The sequence below is a fragment of the Paralimibaculum aggregatum genome (assembly GCF_030270585.1).
Taxonomy (GTDB): domain Bacteria; phylum Pseudomonadota; class Alphaproteobacteria; order Rhodobacterales; family Rhodobacteraceae; genus Thermohalobaculum; species Thermohalobaculum aggregatum.
Map to the genome: position 1 here is coordinate 1 of NZ_BSYI01000066.1, position 19,318 is coordinate 19,318.

Genomic DNA, 19,318 nt, shown 5'->3' on the forward strand with positions numbered 1-19,318 from the left:
GCCTCCGCCGCCGCCCGGCGCTTCATCTCGGCGAGGCGGAGATCGGTCGCCGCGCCGTCCCGCGCGGCCGCCTGCTCGCGCGCCTTCTGCTGGCGCTCCCGCGCCTCGGCAAGCGCCGCCTCGAGCCGGGCCCGCTCCTCCGGGTCCTCGGCCCGGGCCAGGCGCCGTTCGGCCCCGGCCAGCGCGTCGAGATCGGCCTGCAGCTCCTCGAGCCGGGCGGTCTCTGCCCCGAGCTCCGCCTCGAGCGCGGCGAGCGCCGCCTCGGCCTCGGCCAGCGGGCCGCCCTTCCGCGCCTGCCCCGTCGGCGTGACGAGCTGTTCCAGCCGGTCGCGCAGCCGCGCCTCGATCCGGGCCATGCGCCGCCCGCCGGTGAGCACCGCGAGTTCCTCGGCGACCACCGCCTCGAGCGCCTCCGCCCGCGCGCTGCCGCCGCCCTCGAGCTCGCCCGACGCGCCCTGGCGCACCCAGAGCAGCCCGGCGGGGCCGGCCTCCTGCCCGCCGGCGCCGATCACCTCGGCGATCCAGCCCTCCGCCTCGTCGGCGCGCAGCTCGCGTCCGCGGGCGAGATCGGTCACCCGCGCGAAGGCCCCCTTCAGGTAGCGCTTCTCGATCCGGAAGCGGCCCTCCGCGGTCTCGATCTCGGCCTCGATCCGCGGCGCGCCGCCGGCATAGGGCCGGAGCTCGCGCACCTCCTTGCGGCTCGAGCCATGCGGCAGGAAGACCAGCGCCTGCAGCGCGTCGAACAGGGTGGACTTGCCGGTCTCGTTGGGCTCGGCGAAGAGGTTGAGCCCGTCGGCGATGCCGTCGAGCGCGACGCCCCGGCCGGCGAAGCGGCGCAGATCGTGGACCCGCAGCGCACGCAGCCTCATCGCCCGCCTCCCGCAGCGCCCCCGGCGGTCTCCCCGGTGTCGGTTTCCCCGGTCGCGGTCTCCTCCTCGACGCACCAGCCATAGAGCATGTCGAGCGCCTCGCGCGCGGCCTGCCGGGCGGGCGCATCGAGCGCCGCATCCTCGGCCTCGGCACGCAGAGTCTCGGCCGCCGCGCGCAGCGCCCCGCCGCGGCCGATGCGGTCGAGATCCTCCGCCTCGACGGCGATCTCGAGGCCCGCGAGATCGAGCTCGAGCCGCGCCAGCGCCGGGGCGAGCCGCTCTGCCGCCGCCTCCCAGGCCGCGCGATCGGGCAGCCGCGCCCGGCCGGTCAGCGCGAGCCGCAGGAGGACGTCGCGCCGGGCCATGCCCTCCGGCAGATGGCGCAGGATCTCGGTCTCCGCCGCCGCGCCGGCACCGGGGGCGAGACGTTCCTCGGCCTCGATCCAGGCGAAGCGCGCGACCGGCACCCGCTCGACCTCCGGCACGCCGCCGCCGCCGGGCAGCGCCGCGGCGAGGCAGGAGCCGGCGCCGGGCAGGCCGAAGCGGTCGGGCTCGGGCGTGCCGCTGTACCAGACCCGCGGGCCGACCTGCAGCGCCGAGTGCCAGTCGCCCAGCGCCAGATAGTCGAGCCCGGCGCGGGCCGGGCGATCCGGCGCGATGGCGGCGCTGTGCACGCGCCCGGTGTCGAACTCGTGCACCGCGCCATGGGCGATGCCGACGCGCAGCGCGCCTTCGGGGGTCTCGGCCGTGTCCATCCAGAGCGTCGGGTCGCGGCCCGGATCGCGGCTGCCGAGCGGCGACGGCAGCAGCCAGAGCCCGGGCAGCGCCTCGACCGGCGCCGCCTCGGTCAGCGCGACGAGGTTGCCCGGACGGTCGGCGGCGATGCGCTCCCAGAGCCCGCCGGGGCGCGCCGGGTCGTGGTTGCCGGGCAGCAGCGCCCAGGTGAGGTCCGCCGCCTCCGCCATCGCGGCGAGCGCCTGGGCCGGAACCTGCGGCGCCGGGGTCTCGGCATCGAAGATGTCGCCGGCCACCAGCACGAGGCGCGCGCCGCTGCGGCGGGCCTCGGCGGCGAGCCGGCCGATCACCCCGTGGCGGGCCTCGCGCAGGCGCGAGGGCAGATCGCCCTCGAAGCCCGCGAAGGGCTTGCCGAGATGCCAGTCGGAGCTGTGGAGGATGCGCTGCATGCGGCTCTCCGGAGACGGGGGAGGAGAAGCAAGCACGGTTGCGGGCGCGGATCAACGGGGATGTCGGGGAAGCCGGCTTTCGCCCGGCCGCCAGCGGGGCTAGGCTGCGGCACCGGGCACCGGGCACCGGGCGGCGGGGTCAGGCTGCGGCAGCGAGCGGCAGGGCCAGCCTTCGGCGCCGGGCGGCGGAACCAGCCTGTGGCGCCGGGCGGCGGAACCAGCCTGCGGCGCTGGGCGACGGGGTCGACCTGCCGCGCCTGGCGGCGAGGCCAGCCTGCGGCGCCGGGCGGCAGGGCCAAGCTGCGACGCCGGGCGGCAGGGCCAGATTGCGACGCCGGGTGGCGGGGCCAGATTGCGACGCCGGGTGGCGGGACCAGGCTGCGGCGCCGGGCGGCGGGGCCGGCCTGTGGCGCCAGGCGGCGGGGCCGGCCTGTGGCGCCAGGCGGCGGGGCCAACATGCGGCGCCGGGCGGCAGGTCCAGCCTGCGGCGTCGGGCGGCGAGGCCAGCCTACGGCGCCGGGCGGCAGGGCCAGCCTGCGGCGCCGGGTGGCGGGCAAGGATGCGGGGGCAGCCTGCGGGCGCAACGAGGGGAGGCCGGGATGGAAACCGATCGCGGAGCCGGAGGCGTCGCCGCGCGCTGGGATGCCCGCTATGCCGCGGCCGGGCCGGAAGGGCCGTTCGGCGGCGCGCCCAATGCCTGGATGCAGATGGCGCTGGCGCGGCCGGGGGTCGCGCCGCGCAGCGCGCTGATGCTCGCCGATGGCGACGGGCGCAACGGCGCCTGGCTCGCCGGCCGCGGCCTCGCGGTGACAGCGCTGGACATCTCGGCGGAGGCGACCCGGCGGGCGGCGGCGCGCGACCGGGCGGCGGCGGCCGGCGGCGGCAGCGTCATGCGCATCGTCGCCGATCTCGAGACCTGGGCGCCGCCTGCGGGCGCGGCATGGGACCTCGCGACGCTGCTCTATCTCCAGGGGCCGGGGGCGCTGCGCCGGCGGGCGCTGGCGCTCGCGGCCGGGGCGCTGGCCCCCGGCGGCTGGCTGCTGGTGGAGGGCTTCGCCGCGGTGGCCGGCCGGCCGGCCATGGGGCCGGACGACCAGGACAAGCGCTACCGGCAGGAGGACCTCGCCGCGGCGGCGGCGGGGCTGGAGATCGTCGAGGCGCTCGCCGGCGCGGTGCTGCTCGACGAGGGCGCGCGCCACCAGGGCCCGGCCGAGGTGGTGCGGCTGCTGGCCCGCCGCCCCGGCTGATACCCTCAGCGGGCGTTGCGCCAGACCGCGAACCAGTGCTCCGGACAGTGCCCGACGAGGGCGCACGCCACCAGGGCCCGGCCGAGGTGGTGCGGCTGCTGGCCCGCCGCCCCGGCCGACGCCCTCAGCGGGCGTTGCGCCAGACCGCGAACCAGTGCTCCGGGCAGAGCCCGACGAGGGCGCACGCCACCAGGGCCCGGCCGAGGTGCTGCGGCTGCTGGCCCGATGCCCCGGCCGACGCCCTCAGCGGGCATGGCGCCAGACCGCGAGCCAAGGCTCCGGACAGTGCCCGACGAGGGCGCACGCCACCAGGACCCGGCCGAGGTGGTGCGGCTGCTGGCCCGCCGCCCCGGCCGACGCCCTCAGCGAGAATTGCGGTAGACCGCGAGCCAGTGCTCCGGGCAGAGCTCGGCGAGCGGTGCCGCGCGGCCGCCCGGCAGCAGGATCCGCGCTTCGGCATTGCCGGTGTCGAGCAGCATCATGAACTCGCGGCAGCGCCCGCAGGGTGGCAGCACGCCGCCGGCCTCGTCGAGCGCCACGGCGGCGAGGATGCGGGTCTCCCCCGCGGTGACCATGGCCGCGATCGCCGCATGCTCGGCGCAGAAGCCGACGCCGCAGGGCGCATCGATGCAGACCCCGGGATAGATCGTGCCCGAGGCGCCGCGCACCGCCGCGCCCACCTGCCCGATCTCGACCTTGTGGCTGAGCCGGCGGCGCACCACCGCCGCCGCGGCGGCAATCAGTTCGGCATCGCTCATCGCCGGCTCATCCGCGCAGCCGTTCGGCGTCGGGGTCGAAGAGCGGGCGCGAACGCAGCACCGCCGGGCGCCGCTGGCCGAGGATCTCGATGGCGACCTCGCGGCCCTCCGCGATCAGCCCGACCGGCAGGAAACCGATGGCCACCGAGGTCTCCGCCCAGTGCGCATAGCCGCCCGAGGTGACCGCGCCGACCACCGCCTCGCCCGCGAAGATCGGCTCGTCGCCATGCGCATCGGCATCCTCCGCCGCCACGTGGAACGTGCAGAGCCGACGCGCCGGCCCGCGCGCGCGCTCGTCCAGCGCCGCCGCCTTGCCGATGAAATCGGCCGCCTTGGCATAGGCGGTGAAGCGGTCGAGCCCGGTCTCGGCGGGCATGTAGTCGGGCCGGAACTCGCGCATCCAGGAGCCGAAGCCCTTCTCCAGCCGCAGCGACATCATCGCCCGCATGCCGAACGGGCGCAGGCCCAGATCCGCCCCCGCCTCGGCGAGCGCGTGATAGAGCCCGACCTGCTCCTCCGGCGCCACGTAGATCTCGTAGCCGAGATCGCCGGTATAGCTCACCCGCTGCACCAGCGCGCGGGCCAGCCCGATCTCGCGCTCCGCCACGCCGAGGAAGGGCAGCGCCGCGCTGGAGACATCGCCGCGCGCCACCCGCCCGAGCAGCTCCCTGGCCCGCGGCCCGGCGATCTGGAAGCCGAGGCGCCGGGTCGAGACGTTCTCGACCGCGACGCCCGCCTCGAGATGCGCCTCGAACCAGCGCATGTGGAAGGCCTGCGCGCCGAAGCTCGCGGTCAGCATGAAGCGCTCAGGGCCCTCGCCGGGCAGGCAGCTCACGGTGAAATCGCCGATGATCCGGCCCTTCGGCGACAGCATCGGGTTGAGCGCGAGGCGCCCGGGCGGGGGGATGCGCCCGGCCATGATCCGGTCGAGCCAGTCGCGCGCCCGCGGGCCGGTGACGAGGTACTTCCCGAAATTGTGGATCTCGTTGATCCCCACCGCCTCGCGCACCGCGCGGCACTCGGCGCCGATCGCCTCCCAGGCGTCGGAGCGGCGGAACGAGGGCGTCTCATGCCGCGGCCTGCCCGCCTCGGCGAAGTAGTTCACCGCCTCCATGCCATAGGCCACGCCGAAGACCGCGCGCTGCGCGTCCCAGATGCCGTAGGCCGGGGTGGTGTTGAGCCGCCGCGCCGCCGGCAGCTCCTCGTTGGGATAGGAGACCGAGAAGCGCCGCTGGTAGTTCTCCCGCACCTTGGCGCGGGTATAGGCCGGGCTCGCCCAGTCACCGAAGCGCGCGACATCCATGGCGAAGACGTCGCGCTCCGGCTCGCCCTCAACCATCCACTGCGCCAGCGCCAGGCCGACGCCGCCGCCCTGGGAGAAGCCCGCCATCACCCCGCAGGCGGACCAGTAGTTGCGCAGCCCCGGCACCGGGCCGATCAGCGGGTTGCCGTCGGGCGCGAAGGTGAAGGGGCCGTTGATCACCCGCTTGATCCCGGCCCGCTCGAGCACCGGATAGCGGCGGAAGGCCAGCGCGAGGCTCTCGCCGATGCGGTCGAGATTGTCCGGCAGCAGCTCGTGGCCGAAGCCGGACGGGGTGCCGTCCACCGCCCAGAGATCCATGTCCTGCTCGTAGAAGCCGATCACCAGCCCGCGGCCCTCCTGGCGCAGATAGCTCTCGCCCTCGGGGTCCATCACATGCGGCAGCTCGGCGTCGCGCTCGTAGACCTCCGGGGTCTCCTCGGTCACCAGATACTGGTGCTCCACCGGGTGCAGCGGCAGCTCGACGCCGGCGAGCCGGCCGACCTCGCGCGCCCAGAGCCCGGCGGCGTTGACCACGTGCTCGGCCACCACGGTGCCGGCATGGGTCACCACGTCCCAGCTCCCGTCGGCCCGCGGCCGGGTCTCCAGCACCGGCGTGCGCAGCACGATCTCGGCGCCCGCCGCCCGCGCCGCCGCGGCATAGGCCTGGGTGGTGCCGGAGGGGTCGAGATGCCCGTCGAGCGGGTCGTAGAGCGCGGCCAGCACGCCGGTGGTGTCGGTGATCGGCGAGAGCCGGGCGATCTCCTCCGGCCCGACGATCTCGGTCTCCAGCCCCATCACCCGGTGCTTGGCCCGCTCGGCGCGCAGGAAGTCGAGCCGGTCGCGGTCCGAGGCCAGCGTCAGCCCGCCGACATGGTGCAGCCCGCAGGAGAGCCCGGTCAGCGCCTCCAGCTCGCGGTAGAGCCGGATCGTGTAGCCCTGCAGCGCCGCCATGTTGGTGTCGGCGTTCAGCGTGTGAAAGCCCCCGGCGGCGTGCCAGGTGGAGCCCGAGGTCAGCTCCGAGCGCTCGATCAGCATCACGTCCGACCAGCCGAGCTTGGTCAGGTGATAGAGCACCGAGGCGCCGACCACGCCGCCCCCGATCACCGCAACCCGCACATGGCTCCGCATCGCCGCCTCCTGCCTTGCCTGCCTGTCGCGAGCTAAGCGGAGCCGGCCCGCCGCGCCAAGGGTTTTTCCCGCGCGCCGGCGGCGCGGCTGCTGCCATGGCGAGGGCGCGCCGCCGCCTGAACGTCTTTCCCGCGCGCCGGCGGCGCGGGTCAGGTGGTGCGCTCGGCCAGCGCCTTCAGCACCCGGTGCACGATGTGCGGCGGCACCACCGCCTCGCGCACCAGCTCGTCGAAATGCCGCGCCAGCCCGCGCACCTGCTCGGCCCCGGTCACCACGAGATAGCGCCGCCCGAGATAGAGCGCCGCCCGCTTCATCGCGAACACCGTGAAGGGCGGCGAATAGGTCCGGCGCCCGTCGAAGAGATGCAGCCGGATCGCCGGATAGAGCCGCTCGCTCTCCGCCGCCATGTGCAGCAGCTGGCGGCGCCGCCCCTCCGCCGGCACCAGCTCCCAGATGCCGAGGCCGGCCGCCAGGTTCTCCAGCGCCTGCCGCCCCATGCAGATCTCCACATCGGTGTCGCGCAGCCGCGCATCGGCCACCAGCCCGGCGGCATGGGCGGCGCGCGCCGTCGCCCGGGCCGGCTCCACCGCAGGGTCGGCAAGCCCCGGCAGGCGGAACAGGTCCGGCAGCGAGGAGGGCACGTAGCGGATCTTGCCGCCCTCGGCCTCGCGCTGCCAGCGCGCCAGCGGCGATTCGCCCACCTCGCCGAGCTCGGTCTCGATGGCGACGCTCGAGGCGATCTCCTGCCCGCCCTCCGGCACGTTGGCGAGGCCGAGCAGCCAGTCGGCCGAGACCCCCCGCGCCTCGGCAAGCTGGCGCAGCGTCTCGGCCCGCGGCAGCCGGTCGCGCCCGGGGTCGAGGAACTGCCCGAGCGCCGAGCGGTCGAGCCCGGTGGCCCGCGCAAAGCCCGAGAGCCCGTGGCCATGGGCCTCGATCAGCTCGCCGAGGCGGCGGCGGAAAAGCCCCGCGAGCGCGCGCTTGTCCATTCCCGGGCACTCCTTCCGTGAATTCACGCGGATATGGGTGAGTTCACTACACTTTCCGCATAACCGATGCAAATCATCGCATCCGCGTGCAATCTCTCGCACTGTCGCAGATCATGCTGCGGGCGCTAACTGATGGCATGACGCAGCCCCGCCTGCCCCGCCCCAGCGAGACCCCCGAATGGCCGACGATCCTCCTGATCCTCGGCGTCACCGGGCTCTGGTGCGGCGCCACGGCGCTGGCCGGCACGGCGCCGTGGGCCCCCTGGCTTGCCTGGCCGCTGGTGGTGCTCTGCATCGCCCTGCATTCCTCGCTGCAGCACGAGGTGCTGCACGGCCACCCCACCCCCTCTGCCGCGCTCAACGAGGCGCTGGTGTTTCCCGCCATCGGGCTCTTCATCCCCTATCGCCGGTTCCGCGACAGCCATCTCGCGCATCACGTCGACGAGCGGCTGACCGATCCCTATGACGACCCGGAGAGCAACTATCTCGCGCCGGCGGCCTGGGCGCGCCTGCCCTCGGCGCTGCGCCTGCTGCTGACCGCGAACAACACGCTGGCCGGGCGCATCCTGCTCGGCCCCGCGATCTCCCTCGCCTGCTTCCTGCACGGCGACATCCGCGCCGCGCTGGCCGGCGACCGCGGGGTGCTGCGGGCCTGGGCGCTGCATGGCGCCGCGCTCGTGCCGGTGGCGCTCTGGCTCGGGGCGGTCGGCACGATCCCGTGGCCGGCCTATCTCGCCCTCGCCTATCTCGGCCTCGGCATCCTGAAGATCCGCACCTTCCTCGAGCACCGGGCCCATCTCGCCGCGCGCGGCCGCTCGGTCATCATCGAGGATCGCGGGCCGCTGGCGTTCGTATTCCTGAACAACAATCTCCACGCTGTTCATCATGGCCATCCGGCACTTGCCTGGTATAAGCTTCCGGAACTGTATGAATCCCGGCGCGCGCGGTACCTCCAGATGAACGACGGCTACGTCTATCGCTCATACATGGACATCTTCAGACGGCATCTGTTCCGCCGCAAAGATCCCGTTGCGCATCCGCTCCATCCGCTCGAAGAATGAGGCGGGGGGCCGATCGGGGGCTCGCCATTCTCCCGATGTACGACCGGCGCGAGCTCGAGCCGGAGACCGACCGTCTCTGGCGGCTCCTGCGCGAGGCGATCCGCGACCGCGGCATCGATGCCCCCGAGGTGCTCACCCGCGACAAGCCGCTGCGCCTGGTCTGGAGCGCGCCGGAGCTGGTCTTCGGCCAGACCTGCGGCCTGCCCTATGCCAGCGCGCTGGCCCGCCGGGTCGGGCTGATCGGCACGCCCGCCTATGCCATCGACGGCGTCGCGCCGGGCGAGTACCGCAGCGCCCTAATCGTGCGCGCCGACAATCCGGCGGCGGATCTCGGCGCGCTGGCCGGCGCCCGGGTCGCGATCAACGCCCGCGACAGCCAGTCGGGCTATGGCGCGCTGATGCACGAGGTGGCGCCCCATGTGCGCGGCGGGCAGTTCTTTTCCGAGGCGATGATCACCGGCTCGCATGCCGCCTCGATGGAGGCGGTGGCGCGCGGCGGCGCCGATCTCGCGGCGATCGACGGGGTGACCTGGGCGCTGGCCGAGCGCTATGACCGGATCGTGTCGCGGCTCCGGGTGATCGCCTGGTCGGCGCCGATGCCGGGGCTGCCATACATCTCCGGCCAGCGGCGGCACCTGCCGGTGCTGCTCGCCGCCGCCGAGGCCGCCATCGCGGCGCTGCCGGCGCCGACCCGCGACGCGCTGCTGCTCACCGGCATCGTGCACACCCGGCCCGAGACCTATGACGTGATCCGCACCCGCCTCGCCGCCGCCCACGCCGTTCACCGCCTGCCGAGCCCGCCCCACTGAACGGCGGGCGGCGCGGGAGGACGGCACGGGAGGGCGGCGCGGGGGGGATGGCGCGGGAGGATTGCGGCGGAGCCGCGGAACGGTGGTGAGCCGGCCAAGGCGGGGTTGGGGGAAAACGCCTCGACCGGCTCTGGTCATCCGGGCCGCTTGTGGCGCAACGGACCGGATGTCTGGCTGGACCGACCGGGCGGGCGACAGTCCGCGTCCGACCTGGGGGAGGGACAACCCCGTCGGTCACGCGGCGCTGCGGCACGCGATGCGGACCCTGCCCCTACACACACACAGCGGGGCCCTGTCCTTGCCGGAGCTGCATCGCCCGCCTTGGGGCCGCCCGGTTTCCTGTCCAGCGCTTCATGTCCCATAAATAGGCATGTGCGGTGGAATCGTCTGTGCCGTTCGTCACAGGGGGGCTGCGTTTCGGCGCATTGCCGCGCGCGGCGCCGTGCGGGGCGGCGCCGAGGCAGTCCGATTCTGCATGGGTCCCATGTGAAACCGGCAATTCTCAACCGCCCGGGTCCTGCATAACTGGCGCCCAACGGAGCAATGCACCCTGTCGCCAGAGGAGACCCGACGATGATCCGCTACCTGTTCGATGCCCTTCGCCGGTCCGACGACCGCTCGGCCCTGATCGCCTTCCACCGCGCCGAGCTGCGCGATGCCGGCGTCACCGACGACGCGCTGCGCGCCTTCCTCGCCGGCCGCTAGCCAGCCTGTCCGCCGCGACGGGGAGAGCTCCGCAAGGGTCGCCGCAGGGCGGCCCTTTTGCGTTGCCGGCCGGCGCGCCATGCGGGTGCCGCCGCCACCCCGGAAGGAGCCCCCGATGCGATGCCGCGCCGCCCTGCCCCGCGCCCTGGCCCGAGCCCCGGCCCGTGCCCTGCCCCGTGCGCTGCTCCCTGCTTTGGCGCTGGTCCTCACCTTTCTTGCCGCCCTGCCGGGCCGCGCCGAGGTGGTCTGCACCGCCATCGCCGATGCCGCGAGCGGCGCGGTGCTGCGCGCGGCGGGCGACTGCGCCGCCCGCGTGACCCCCGCCTCCACCTTCAAGATCCCGCTCGCGGTGATGGGCTTCGAGGCCGGCATCCTCGCCGATGCCCAGCGCCCGGTCTGGCATCGCCGCCCGGGCGAGCCGGACCGGGGCGGCCCGGCCTGGCGCGCGCCGACCGACCTGGCGCACCGGATGCGCCATTCCGTGGTCTGGTACTCGCAGCGCATCGCCGCCCGGCTCGGCGCCGCCCGGCTGACCGAACGCGCCCGCGCCTTCGGCTATGGCAACGCCGACTTCACGGGCGATCCGGGGCGCCGCAACGGGCTCGGGCGGGCCTGGATCGCCTCCTCGCTCGCGGTCTCGCCGCTGGAGCAGGTCGGCTTTCTCGGAAGGCTCGCGACCGGGCGGCTGCCGGCGCCGGCGGCGGCGGCGGCGATGAGCCGGGCCGCCGCGCTCCTCGAGACCCATGCCGCGGCGGAGGGCTGGCTGATCCGCGGCAAGACCGGCGCGGCCTACCGGCGCCGCGGCGACGGCAGCGTCGACCGCGCCCGCGCCTGGGGCTGGTATGTCGGCCGGGCCGAGCGCGGCGGGCGCCGGCTGGCCTTTGCCCGGCTCGGGCGCGAAACCGGGCGCCGCCCGGGCGCGCCGGGCCGGCGCGTGCGCGCGGCCTGGCTCGCCGGCTTCCCGGCGCTGGCGGCCGGGCTCGGGGACTGAGCGGCGGCCGGGCAGCCGCGGCCTCCGGGCGCTACCGGAAGGCCGTGGGCATCCGGCAGGGGTTGTACTCCGTGCGGCCGTCCGCCGCGACGCGCATTTCCCAGTCCTGCCGGCAATAGGCGGCGAGCTGGTCCGCGGTGAAGGCATCGAGCGGCGCGCCCTCGGTGAGCGCCGGCCCGCCGTCCCGCGGCCGGTCCTGCGGTGCCGGCACCGCTTCGGCGACCGGCCCGGCCGGCCCGCCCGGCCCGGAAGCGGCGGCCGGACCCGGCGCCTCCGGCACGACGGGCGGGCGCAGCCCGGCAAAGGCCACGCGCACCGGATTGGGCACGTGGTCGAGCGCGGCGCCGGTGGCGGCATCGACGCCGATGCCGATCAGCCCGCCGAACAGGAGGTTTCCCGCCACCCCCGCCGCGCCGCCGCCGGCGACCACGGTATCGACGAAAACGCGCTCCTCCCGCCCCTCCATCCGGAAGGTGGCGGTGAAGGTCTCGCGCCGGGCGATGCTGATCTCGCAGGGCGTGGTGCAGCCGGCGCCGGTGGTGGTGGTGACCGCGGCCCCGGGCGGGTCGGAGACGAACCGGACATCCTCGCTCGCCCCGCGGGTGATGGTGGCGCAGCCGCCGAGCAGCGGCAGCGCGAGCGCCACCGGCAGAAATTTCCCGATCATGGAAATGCTATCCTGAATGAATGTGCGTGAAAGCTGCTCACGGTGCGCCGGCCGCGCCGTGCCGTCAATCCCGGACTGTTTCCGCAGAAAACGCTTCAGGCATGAAAAAAGGGGGCGCCGAAGCGCCCCCAGCTTGGATCCCGGTCAGGGGAGGTGTCGGACTGGGATCAGACCGAATAGTAGAGCTGGAACTCCACCGGGTGCGGGGTGTGCTCGTAGGCGTAGATCTCCTCCCATTTCAGCTCCATGTAGCCCTCGAGCTGGTCACGGGTGAAGACGTTGCCGGCGAGCAGGAAGTCGTGATCCGCCTCGAGCGCGCCGAGCGCCTCGCGCAGGCTGCCGCAGACGGTCGGGATGCCGGCGAGCTCCTCGGGCGGCAGGTCGTAGAGATCCTTGTCCGCCGCCTCGCCCGGGTGGATGCGGTTCTTGATGCCGTCGAGGCCGGCCATCAGCAGCGCCGCGAAGGCGAGATAGGGGTTGGAGGCCGGGTCCGGGAAGCGGGTCTCGACGCGCTTGGCCTTCGGGCTGTCGGTCCAGGGAATGCGCACCGAGGCCGAGCGGTTGGCCGCCGAATAGGCCAGCAGCACCGGCGCCTCGAAGCCCGGGATCAGCCGCTTGTAGGAGTTGGTCGAGGGGTTGGTGAAGGCGTTCAGCGCCTTGGCATGCTTCAGCACGCCGCCGATGTAGAACAGCGCCTCCTCGGAGAGATCGGCATACTGGTCGCCGGCGAAGAGCGGCTTGCCGTCCTTCCAGATCGACTGGTTGACATGCATGCCGGTGCCGTTGTCGCCCTTGATCGGCTTCGGCATGAAGGTGGCCGACTTGCCGTAGGCATGCGCCACGTTGTGGATCACGTACTTGTACTTCTGCAGCGCGTCGGCCTGCTCGGTCAGCGTGCCGAAGATCATCCCCAGCTCGTGCTGGCAGGAGGCCACCTCGTGGTGGTGCTTGTCGACCTTCATGCCGATGCGCTTCATCGTCGAGAGCATCTCGGAGCGGATGTCCTGGCCGGCATCGGTGGGGTTCACCGGGAAGTAGCCGCCCTTGAGCCCGGGCCGGTGGCCCATGTTGCCCATCTCGAACTCGGTGTCGGTGTTCCAGGAGGCGTCCTGCGCGTCGACCTCGTAGGCGACCTTGTTGATGCCGACCTGGAAGCGCACATCGTCGAACAGGAAGAACTCGGCCTCCGGGCCCCAGAACGAGGTGTCGCCGATGCCGCTGTTCTTGAGGTACTGCTCGGCCTTGATCGCGGTGGCGCGCGGGTCGCGGTCATAGAGCTCGCCGGTGTCGGGCTCGACCACGGTGCAGAAGATCGCCAGCGTCTTCTCGGCATAGAACGGATCGACATAGGCGGTGCTGACATCGGGCATCAGCTTCATGTCCGACTTGTCGATCGACTTCCAGCCGGCGATCGAGGAGCCGTCGAACATGTAGCCGTCTTCCAGCCAGTCCTCGTCGACGATGTCGGAGATCGCCGTCACATGCTGCATCTTGCCGCGCGGATCGGTGAAGCGGAGATCCACATAGGCAATGTCCTCTTCCTTGATCTTTGCGACGATATCGGCGTTGCTGGTCATTCTGGCGTCCCTTCTCACTGTCTGGGGTCGGTGTTCGGAGGATTTCGGGGGTATCCGGGGCCCGGCGCGCGGCTGCGGCCGGGAAATCTCAGAGGGCGTCCGAGCCGGTCTCGCCGGTGCGGATGCGCACCGCCTGCTCGACGCTCGAGACGAAGATCTTGCCATCGCCGATCTTGCCGGTGCGTGCGGCGGAGGTGATCGCCTCGAGGGTCTGGTCGAGCAGCCCGTCGTCGACGACCACCTCGATCTTCACCTTGGGCAGGAAGTCGACGACGTATTCGGCGCCGCGATAGAGTTCGGTATGGCCCTTCTGGCGCCCGAAGCCCTTGGCCTCGAGGACGCTCAGCCCCTGGATGCCGATCTCCTGCAGCGCCTCCTTCACCTCGTCGAGCTTGAAGGGCTTGATGACGGCTTCGACTTTTTTCACCTGATGGTCTCCCTATCACCTGCGGCGCTGTCGTTCGGCCCGCGCTCCGGCGGGAGGCGGCTCGAAGCGCTGATGCATGCACCGTGCCAAAGCGGGGCGCGCCGGAAACTCCCCGTCGGGCCGGGGCGTCCGCCAGCGAACGCCCCCGATTGCACCGCCCATCTGAACACGGAATGGGCATCTTGCCCAAGAACTGTGCGCAGCCTGCGCTGCAACGCCGCCCTGCCCCGCTCCGGCGCCGGCGCCGGGCCTGCTCCGGCGCCGGCAGCTCGTCGCCACCGGGGCCGGCCGCGATGCCGCGTTCCCGCAGGCGGCGGGTCGCGCTAGAAAACCCGGAGCCTTGGGAGTCCCGCCATGACCGAGCTACTCACCGCCGCCCGGATGCGCAGCATCGAAGCGGCCGCGATCGCCAGCGGCGCGGTCACCGGCCTCGAGCTGATGGAGCGCGCCGGCGCCGGCGTGGTCGCGGCGATCGAGGAGCGGCTCGCCGCGGGCTTCTCCCCCGAGGGCGCCGACGACCCGGACTTCCCGGCCTTCTTCCGGGCCGAGACGGCGCGGGTCGCGGTGCTCGCCGGCCCCGGCAACAATGGTGGCGACGGTTTCGTGATCGCCCGGCTGCTCGCCGAGGCCGGCTCGGATGTCGTCGTGCTCACCGTGGCGCTCGACCCGGAGGCGCTCGACCGCCTGCCGCCCGATGCCGCCGCCAATGCCCGGCGCTGGCGCGCGGCGGGCGGCGCGGTGCGGGCCTGCCCGGCCGCGCCGGAGGCCTGGTTCGCCGAATTCGCCCCGGATCTCGTGATCGACGCGATCTTCGGCACCGGGCTCAGCCGCCCGGTGGACGGGCCGCTGGCGGCGCTCTTCGGCGCGCTCGACGCGGCGCTCGCGGGCACGCGGGTGGTCGCCGTCGACATCCCGAGCGGGATCTGCGCCGACAGCGGGCGCGTGCTCGGCGCGGCGCTGCATGCCGATCTCGCGGTCAGCTTCCACCTGCCGAAATGCGGGCATCACCTGGCCGAGGGGCCGGCGCATTGCGGCCGGCTCGCGGTGGCGGATATCGGCCTGCCCGAGGCGAAGGCGGGGGCGGGGGCCGAACCGGAGACGCTGCTCTTCGATCTCGGCGAGGGCGCGGAGCCGGCGCTGCTGGCGGCGGAGCACGCGCTCGCCAAGCGCCCGGGGCACAAATACGACCACGGCCATGCGCTGGTGCTCTCCGGTGGCGTCGGCCGCGGCGGGGCTGCCCGGCTGGCGGCGCGGGCGGCGCTGCGGGCCGGCGCCGGGCTGGTGACGCTGGGCTGCCCGCCGGCGGCGCTGATCGAGAACGCCGCCCGGCTCGATGCGGTGATGCTGCGCCCCGTCGCCGACCCGGCGGCGCTGGCGGCGGCGCTGGAGGATGCGCGGATCAACGTGCTCTGCCTCGGGCCGGGGCTCGGGGTCGAGCGGGCCCGGGGGTTCGTCGCGGCGCTTCTCGGCGATGCCGGGCGCCCGGCGGCGGGAACCGCGACAGAAACCGCGGCGGAAACCGTGGCAGGCCCGGCGACGGGCCGCCCCGCCATCGTGCTCGATGCCGATGCGCTGACCGCCCTCGGCCCGGTCACGGCGGCGCTGCCGGGCGGGCGCGACATCGTCCTGACCCCCCATGAGGGCGAGTTTGCCCGGCTGTTCCCGGACCTGCACCGCGACTGGCGGGCGCCGGCGGCGCGCGGGCCGGCCCGCTCGAAGCTCGACGCCGCCCGCGCCGCGGCGGCGCGCGCCGGCGCGGTGCTGCTGCTCAAGGGGCCGGACACCGTTGTCGCCGCGCCGGACGGCCGGGCCGCGCTGCATTCCGCCGCCTATCGCCGCGCCATGCCCTGGCTCGCCACGGCCGGGGCCGGCGATGTGCTGGCCGGGATCGTCGCCGGCCTGATGGCCCGCGGGATGGCGGCCCATGCCGCCGCCGCCGCCGCCGCCTGGCTGCACACCGAGGCGGCGCTGACCGTCGGCCCGGGGCTGATCGCCGAGGACCTGCCGGAGGCGCTGCCGGCGGTGTTCCGGCGCCTCGGCCTCTGAGTCGGACGCGGCGCGAATCAGCCCGCGGCCGGGCGCCGCCGGAGCCGCCGCGATCACCGCGCCGGGGCCCGCCGGCCGCCGCGCGAGGGCCAAGACTGCGTTACGCTGGGGCGGAAAGTCGATCTGCCCCTTGCGCTACCCTTGTGCGATTTGCTCTATCGGGAGCGAAAACGCGCTGGTATAGGGGCGGCGGCTTCGCGGCGCTGCCGCCGATTTGCGGGCGTGGTGGAACTGGTAGACACGTCAGATTTAGGTTCTGATGCCGCAAGGCGTGGGGGTTCAAGTCCCTCCGCCCGCACCAGCGGAGGCCGGGCCGCGAGCCCCGGGGGCCTTTCGCGACGGGCGCCGGCAGGACGACCATAGGACGGACGACGCAATGTCCCGGCGGATCGGGCAGACGGGGAACGGAATGCAGGTAACGGAAACCAAATCGGAAGGCTTGCGGCGGGAATACTCGGTCGTGGTCAGCGCCGAAGCGCTCGAGGCGAAGACCAACGAGAAGCTCGAGACCGTGCGGGCCGATTTCCACATGAAGGGTTTTCGGAAGGGCAAGGCGCCGCTGCCGCTGCTGAAGCGGATGTTCGGCAAGTCGGTGCTGGGCGAGGTGGTGCAGGAGACCGTCGAGCAGACGGTGCAGACGCATCTGACCGAGACCGGCCATCGCCCGGCGCAGCAGCCCGACATCAAGATCGCCAACGAGAACTTCCAGGAGGGCGACGATCTCACGGTCGAGATCGCCTATGACTGCCTGCCGGAGGTGCCGGAGGTCGACTATGCCGCGATCGCGCTCGAGCGCCACGTGGTCGAGGTCGACGAGGATGCGGTCGAGGACGGGCTGAAGCGCCTTGCCGAGAGCGCCACCGGCTACGAGCCGAAGGAAGGCGCGGCCGAGAACGGCGACCAGGCGGTGATCGATTTCGTCGGCAAGGTCGATGGCGAGGCCTTCGAGGGCGGCACCGCGGAGGACTACCCGCTGGTGCTCGGCTCGAACTCCTTCATCCCGGGCTTCGAGGAGCAGCTCGTCGGGCTCGAGGCCGGCGCCGAGAAGGCGGTCGAGGTCAAGTTCCCCGAGGAATACGGCGCGCCGCATCTGGCGGGCAAGGACGCGGTCTTCGATGTCACCGTCAAGGAGGTCCGCGGGCCGGTGCCGGCGGAGATCGACGACGCGCTGGCCGAGCGCTACGGCGCGGAGAACCTCGAGGCGCTGAAGACCCAGCTGCGCGAGCGGATCGGCGACGAGTTCGCCGGCGCCTCGCGCCAGCTGGTGAAGCGCCGCCTGCTCGACAAGCTCGACGAGCTGGTCAGCTTCGAGCTGCCGCCGACGCTGGTCGAGGCCGAGGCGAAATCCATCGCGCACCAGCTCTGGCACGACGAGAACCCGGACGTGCATGGCCACGACCATCCGGCGATCGAGGCCACCGAGGAGCACACCCGCCTCGCCGAGCGCCGCGTGCGCCTCGGCCTGCTGCTCGCCGATATCGGCACCAAGGAGGCCGTCGAGGTCACCGAGCAGGAGATCGGCCAGGCGGTGATGCAGCAGGCGCGGCAGTATCCCGGCCAGGAGCGCGAGTTCTTCGAGTTCGTGAAGAGCAACCGCCAGGCCATGGAGCAGATCCGCGCGCCGCTGTTCGAGGACAAGGTCGTCGACCTGATCCTCGAGAAGGTGACGATCACCGATGTCTCGGTCTCCAAGGACGCGCTGCAGGCCGAGCTCGAGGCGCTGGACGAGGAGGACGGCGAGGCCGTCAAGGGCGAGGCGAAGGCCGAGGCCTGACGCGCCGCGCGGCGCCGGACCCGCACCCCGCGGGTCCGTGCCCTCCCGCCGGCGCCGCCCTGGTGGCGCCGTTCCGATGATGCGAGACGCCTGGGGGCGCGGCGATCTGCGGCGCCCCTTTTCCTGTCTTGCGGGAAGATCGCGCTGGCGGCGGCGCCTGCCACCGCCCCGCCGCCTCCCGCCTCCGCCGCCCCCGGCCCCGCTCCGCGCTTCCCGATCCGCGAGATCGCACTCCGGGACGCCGCACCAGGCAGTGCCGCAAAGGGCATCCCTCCCGCCCGCACCGATCCCCCGACACACCCCCGAGCATCGTGCCGACAGCCCCTGACAGCGCGCCAGCCACGCGCGCGCCCTGCCCCCCCGCCGACGGCAACGGCCGACACGAGCAGGCGGCCGGCCCCAAGCCCCCCCGACAAGAACCGCATCGCCATCCCGATCCATGACGCCTCCCGCGACGTGTTCCCCGCCCTCTGCGGCAGCAGCGGCGAGCCGGTGCGCTGCCGCGACCACCGCGCCGCCGGGCATCGCGCTGCCCGCCCGGAACAACCCGGTGGCGACGCTCGCCCCCTTCAGCACCGGCGACCGCTCCGGGCGGCTCGACCTGGCGGCCGACCCCGAAGACCCCGGCGAGGCCGCATCGCCGTCCCGATCCAGGACGCCCTCCCGCCACGTGCTTCCTGCTATCGGCGACGGCAACCGCGAGCCGGTGCGCTGCCGAGACCACAGCGACGCCGGGCTTCGCGCGGCCCCCGTAGCTGCGCGGCGGCCACGCTCGCAGCCCGCGGCCCCGCCGACCGCTGCGGCCGACACGAGCTGCGGCCGGCCTTGAGCGCCGCAGCCAGAACCGCATCGCCATCCCGATCCGTGGCGCCTCCCCGGACGTGTCCTCCGCCCTCGGCGGCGGCAGCGGCGAGCCGATGCGCTGCCGCGGCGACCGCGGCGGCGGGCATCGAGCTGGCCGCTTGGGCCAGTTCGGCGGCCATGCTCCCTGCACTGCGGACCCGCCGGCGGCTTGGACCGGCTCGAGCTGCGGCCGGCCTTGAGCGCCTTGGCGAGAACGGCATGGCCATCCGGGTCCGTGGCGCCTCGTCGGACGTGGTCCGCGCTCTCGTTGGCGGCAATGGCGGGCCAGTGAACGGCGGCGGCGGCGGGCAGGTGCCGTTCTCCATCCGGTCCGGGCGCGGGGTCGGCCTCGCCGGGCGGCTCGGCGGCGCGATGGGATCGGATTTCGGAACCGGGGCGCCGGGCCGATCCCGGACCTGGTTGCCATCGAGCCAGACGCGCCCTCCGGGCAGCGGCTGCGACTGTCTGCCGCCACCGGACCGTCAGCACTGGGCCGCAGGGGCCGGACTGCCAACGCCGGGCCGATAGCATCGAACTGCGAGCGTGGGGCCGATGGCGCGGGGCCGCTGGCGACTGGCTGCGGGCGGCTGGCCGCGAGAACCGGACCGCTGCCACTGGCTTGCCGGGACCGGGCTGTTGGCACCAGGCAGCCGGCGACTGGCCGCGAGCACCGGGCGGCGAGCACCGGGCCGCAGACGCCCGGCCGCAGGCGCCGGGCCGCAGACGCCGGGCCGCAGGCGCCGGGCCGCAGGTGCCGGGCCGCCGGCAACGGGCCGTCGGCGCCGGGATGCGGGCGGCTGGCTGCAGGTGCGGGGCCTTGCCGGGTAGCTGGCTGCGGGCGGCTGGTTGCGGGCGCGGGACCTAACCGGGTGGAGGGCCTCGCCGGGCGGCACCGGGCCGCCGGCACCGGGGCACAGGCGCCGGGATGCGGGTGGCGGGCTGC

The 19,318-nt window shown here is 74.1% G+C and carries 15 protein-coding genes and 1 tRNA gene; 8 read left to right on the forward strand and 8 right to left on the reverse strand.

The features are described 5' to 3' along the window. Both QSJ97_RS23160 and QSJ97_RS23165 read right to left on the reverse strand, forming a co-directional pair. Window positions 1-869, reverse strand: an 869-nt coding sequence (locus QSJ97_RS23160; RefSeq protein ID WP_285674790.1) for an AAA family ATPase, incomplete at its 3' end; no start/stop codon positions are given. Next, a complete protein-coding gene (locus QSJ97_RS23165) occupies window positions 866-2,053 on the reverse strand; it encodes a metallophosphoesterase family protein (RefSeq protein WP_285674791.1) in 1,188 nt (395 codons plus the stop codon). The genes QSJ97_RS23165 and QSJ97_RS23160, both read right to left, overlap by 4 nt. 599 nt (window positions 2,054-2,652) lie before the next feature. Between QSJ97_RS23165 and QSJ97_RS23170 the strand changes: the two genes are divergently transcribed. Beyond that, window positions 2,653-3,300, forward strand: a complete 648-nt coding sequence (locus QSJ97_RS23170) for a methyltransferase domain-containing protein (protein WP_285674794.1) — start codon at window positions 2,653-2,655, stop codon at window positions 3,298-3,300. Window positions 3,301-3,662: 362 nt separating this feature from the next. Here QSJ97_RS23170 and QSJ97_RS23175 read toward each other — a convergent pair whose 3' ends face one another. From QSJ97_RS23175 to QSJ97_RS23185, 3 genes are all read right to left on the reverse strand, one after another. After that, window positions 3,663-4,058: a cytidine deaminase family protein gene (locus QSJ97_RS23175; protein WP_285674796.1), complete on the reverse strand. Its 396-nt coding sequence runs from the start codon at window positions 4,056-4,058 to the stop codon at window positions 3,663-3,665. Between the two features lie 7 nt (window positions 4,059-4,065). Continuing rightward, the gene (locus QSJ97_RS23180; RefSeq protein ID WP_285674797.1) at window positions 4,066-6,489 is read right to left on the reverse strand and encodes a GcvT family protein; all 2,424 of its coding nucleotides are present in this window, start codon (window positions 6,487-6,489) and stop codon (window positions 4,066-4,068) included. Window positions 6,490-6,638: 149 nt separating this feature from the next. Next, window positions 6,639-7,475, reverse strand: a complete 837-nt coding sequence (locus QSJ97_RS23185) for a helix-turn-helix domain-containing protein (RefSeq protein ID WP_285674800.1) — start codon at window positions 7,473-7,475, stop codon at window positions 6,639-6,641. A gap of 137 nt (window positions 7,476-7,612) precedes the next feature. Here QSJ97_RS23185 and QSJ97_RS23190 point away from each other — a divergent pair, with 137 nt between their 5' ends. From QSJ97_RS23190 to QSJ97_RS23205, 4 genes are all read left to right on the forward strand, one after another. After that, complete coding sequence (locus QSJ97_RS23190) at window positions 7,613-8,536, forward strand: fatty acid desaturase (protein ID WP_285674802.1); 924 nt, start codon at window positions 7,613-7,615, stop codon at window positions 8,534-8,536. Further along, the gene (locus tag QSJ97_RS23195; protein ID WP_285674804.1) at window positions 8,533-9,345 is read left to right on the forward strand and encodes a phosphate/phosphite/phosphonate ABC transporter substrate-binding protein; all 813 of its coding nucleotides are present in this window, start codon (window positions 8,533-8,535) and stop codon (window positions 9,343-9,345) included. The genes QSJ97_RS23190 and QSJ97_RS23195 overlap by 4 nt, the downstream gene beginning before the upstream one ends. A gap of 573 nt (window positions 9,346-9,918) precedes the next feature. Further along, a complete protein-coding gene (locus tag QSJ97_RS23200) occupies window positions 9,919-10,050 on the forward strand; it encodes a hypothetical protein (protein ID WP_285674807.1) in 132 nt (43 codons plus the stop codon). A 115-nt stretch (window positions 10,051-10,165) separates the two neighbouring features. Then, window positions 10,166-11,041 carry a penicillin-binding transpeptidase domain-containing protein gene (locus QSJ97_RS23205; RefSeq protein WP_285674808.1) on the forward strand — a complete coding sequence of 292 codons (876 nt, stop codon included), beginning with the start codon at window positions 10,166-10,168 and terminating at the stop codon, window positions 11,039-11,041. A 31-nt stretch (window positions 11,042-11,072) separates the two neighbouring features. Here the strand turns inward: QSJ97_RS23205 and QSJ97_RS23210 are convergent, their stop codons facing one another. From QSJ97_RS23210 to QSJ97_RS23220, 3 genes are all read right to left on the reverse strand, one after another. Next, entirely contained in the window at window positions 11,073-11,708 is a 636-nt protein-coding gene (locus tag QSJ97_RS23210; RefSeq protein WP_285674810.1) for a hypothetical protein, read from the reverse strand. Window positions 11,709-11,875: 167 nt separating this feature from the next. Continuing rightward, the gene (glnA, locus tag QSJ97_RS23215) at window positions 11,876-13,285 is read right to left on the reverse strand and encodes a type I glutamate--ammonia ligase (protein ID WP_285674813.1); all 1,410 of its coding nucleotides are present in this window, start codon (window positions 13,283-13,285) and stop codon (window positions 11,876-11,878) included. A gap of 88 nt (window positions 13,286-13,373) precedes the next feature. Then, on the reverse strand, window positions 13,374-13,712 hold the full coding sequence (locus QSJ97_RS23220; protein WP_285674814.1) for a P-II family nitrogen regulator: 339 nt from the start codon (window positions 13,710-13,712) through the stop codon (window positions 13,374-13,376). A 354-nt stretch (window positions 13,713-14,066) separates the two neighbouring features. On the opposite strand from QSJ97_RS23220, the gene QSJ97_RS23225 reads away from it, so the two are divergent. The 3 genes from QSJ97_RS23225 to tig all read left to right on the forward strand — a co-directional run bounded on the left by QSJ97_RS23225 (window position 14,067) and on the right by tig (window position 17,532). Further along, window positions 14,067-15,758, forward strand: a complete 1,692-nt coding sequence (locus tag QSJ97_RS23225; RefSeq protein WP_285674815.1) for an NAD(P)H-hydrate epimerase — start codon at window positions 14,067-14,069, stop codon at window positions 15,756-15,758. 216 nt (window positions 15,759-15,974) lie between these two features. Next, window positions 15,975-16,059: transfer RNA gene (locus QSJ97_RS23230), tRNA-Leu, on the forward strand. Window positions 16,060-16,167: 108 nt separating this feature from the next. Further along, window positions 16,168-17,532, forward strand: a complete 1,365-nt coding sequence (gene tig / locus QSJ97_RS23235) for a trigger factor (protein ID WP_285674816.1) — start codon at window positions 16,168-16,170, stop codon at window positions 17,530-17,532. The last annotated feature ends 1,786 nt before the right edge of the window (window positions 17,533-19,318 follow it).

What these genes read in the sequence shown, in the direction of transcription:
- QSJ97_RS23175 (WP_285674796.1), bottom strand. Translation starts at nt 4,058, where the DNA reads ATGAGCGATGCCGAACTGATTGCCGCCGCGGCGGCGGTGGTGCGCCGC.
- QSJ97_RS23180 (WP_285674797.1), bottom strand. Translation starts at nt 6,489, where the DNA reads ATGCGGAGCCATGTGCGGGTTGCGGTGATCGGGGGCGGCGTGGTCGGC.
- QSJ97_RS23195 (WP_285674804.1), top strand. Translation starts at nt 8,533, where the DNA reads ATGAGGCGGGGGGCCGATCGGGGGCTCGCCATTCTCCCGATGTACGAC.
- QSJ97_RS23165 (WP_285674791.1), bottom strand. Translation starts at nt 2,053, where the DNA reads ATGCAGCGCATCCTCCACAGCTCCGACTGGCATCTCGGCAAGCCCTTC.
- QSJ97_RS23200 (WP_285674807.1), top strand. Translation starts at nt 9,919, where the DNA reads ATGATCCGCTACCTGTTCGATGCCCTTCGCCGGTCCGACGACCGCTCG.
- QSJ97_RS23210 (WP_285674810.1), bottom strand. Translation starts at nt 11,708, where the DNA reads ATGATCGGGAAATTTCTGCCGGTGGCGCTCGCGCTGCCGCTGCTCGGC.
- QSJ97_RS23190 (WP_285674802.1), top strand. Translation starts at nt 7,613, where the DNA reads ATGACGCAGCCCCGCCTGCCCCGCCCCAGCGAGACCCCCGAATGGCCG.
- QSJ97_RS23185 (WP_285674800.1), bottom strand. Translation starts at nt 7,475, where the DNA reads ATGGACAAGCGCGCGCTCGCGGGGCTTTTCCGCCGCCGCCTCGGCGAG.
- QSJ97_RS23225 (WP_285674815.1), top strand. Translation starts at nt 14,067, where the DNA reads ATGACCGAGCTACTCACCGCCGCCCGGATGCGCAGCATCGAAGCGGCC.
- QSJ97_RS23170 (WP_285674794.1), top strand. Translation starts at nt 2,653, where the DNA reads ATGGAAACCGATCGCGGAGCCGGAGGCGTCGCCGCGCGCTGGGATGCC.
- QSJ97_RS23205 (WP_285674808.1), top strand. Translation starts at nt 10,166, where the DNA reads ATGCGATGCCGCGCCGCCCTGCCCCGCGCCCTGGCCCGAGCCCCGGCC.
- glnA (WP_285674813.1), bottom strand. Translation starts at nt 13,285, where the DNA reads ATGACCAGCAACGCCGATATCGTCGCAAAGATCAAGGAAGAGGACATT.
- tig (WP_285674816.1), top strand. Translation starts at nt 16,168, where the DNA reads ATGCAGGTAACGGAAACCAAATCGGAAGGCTTGCGGCGGGAATACTCG.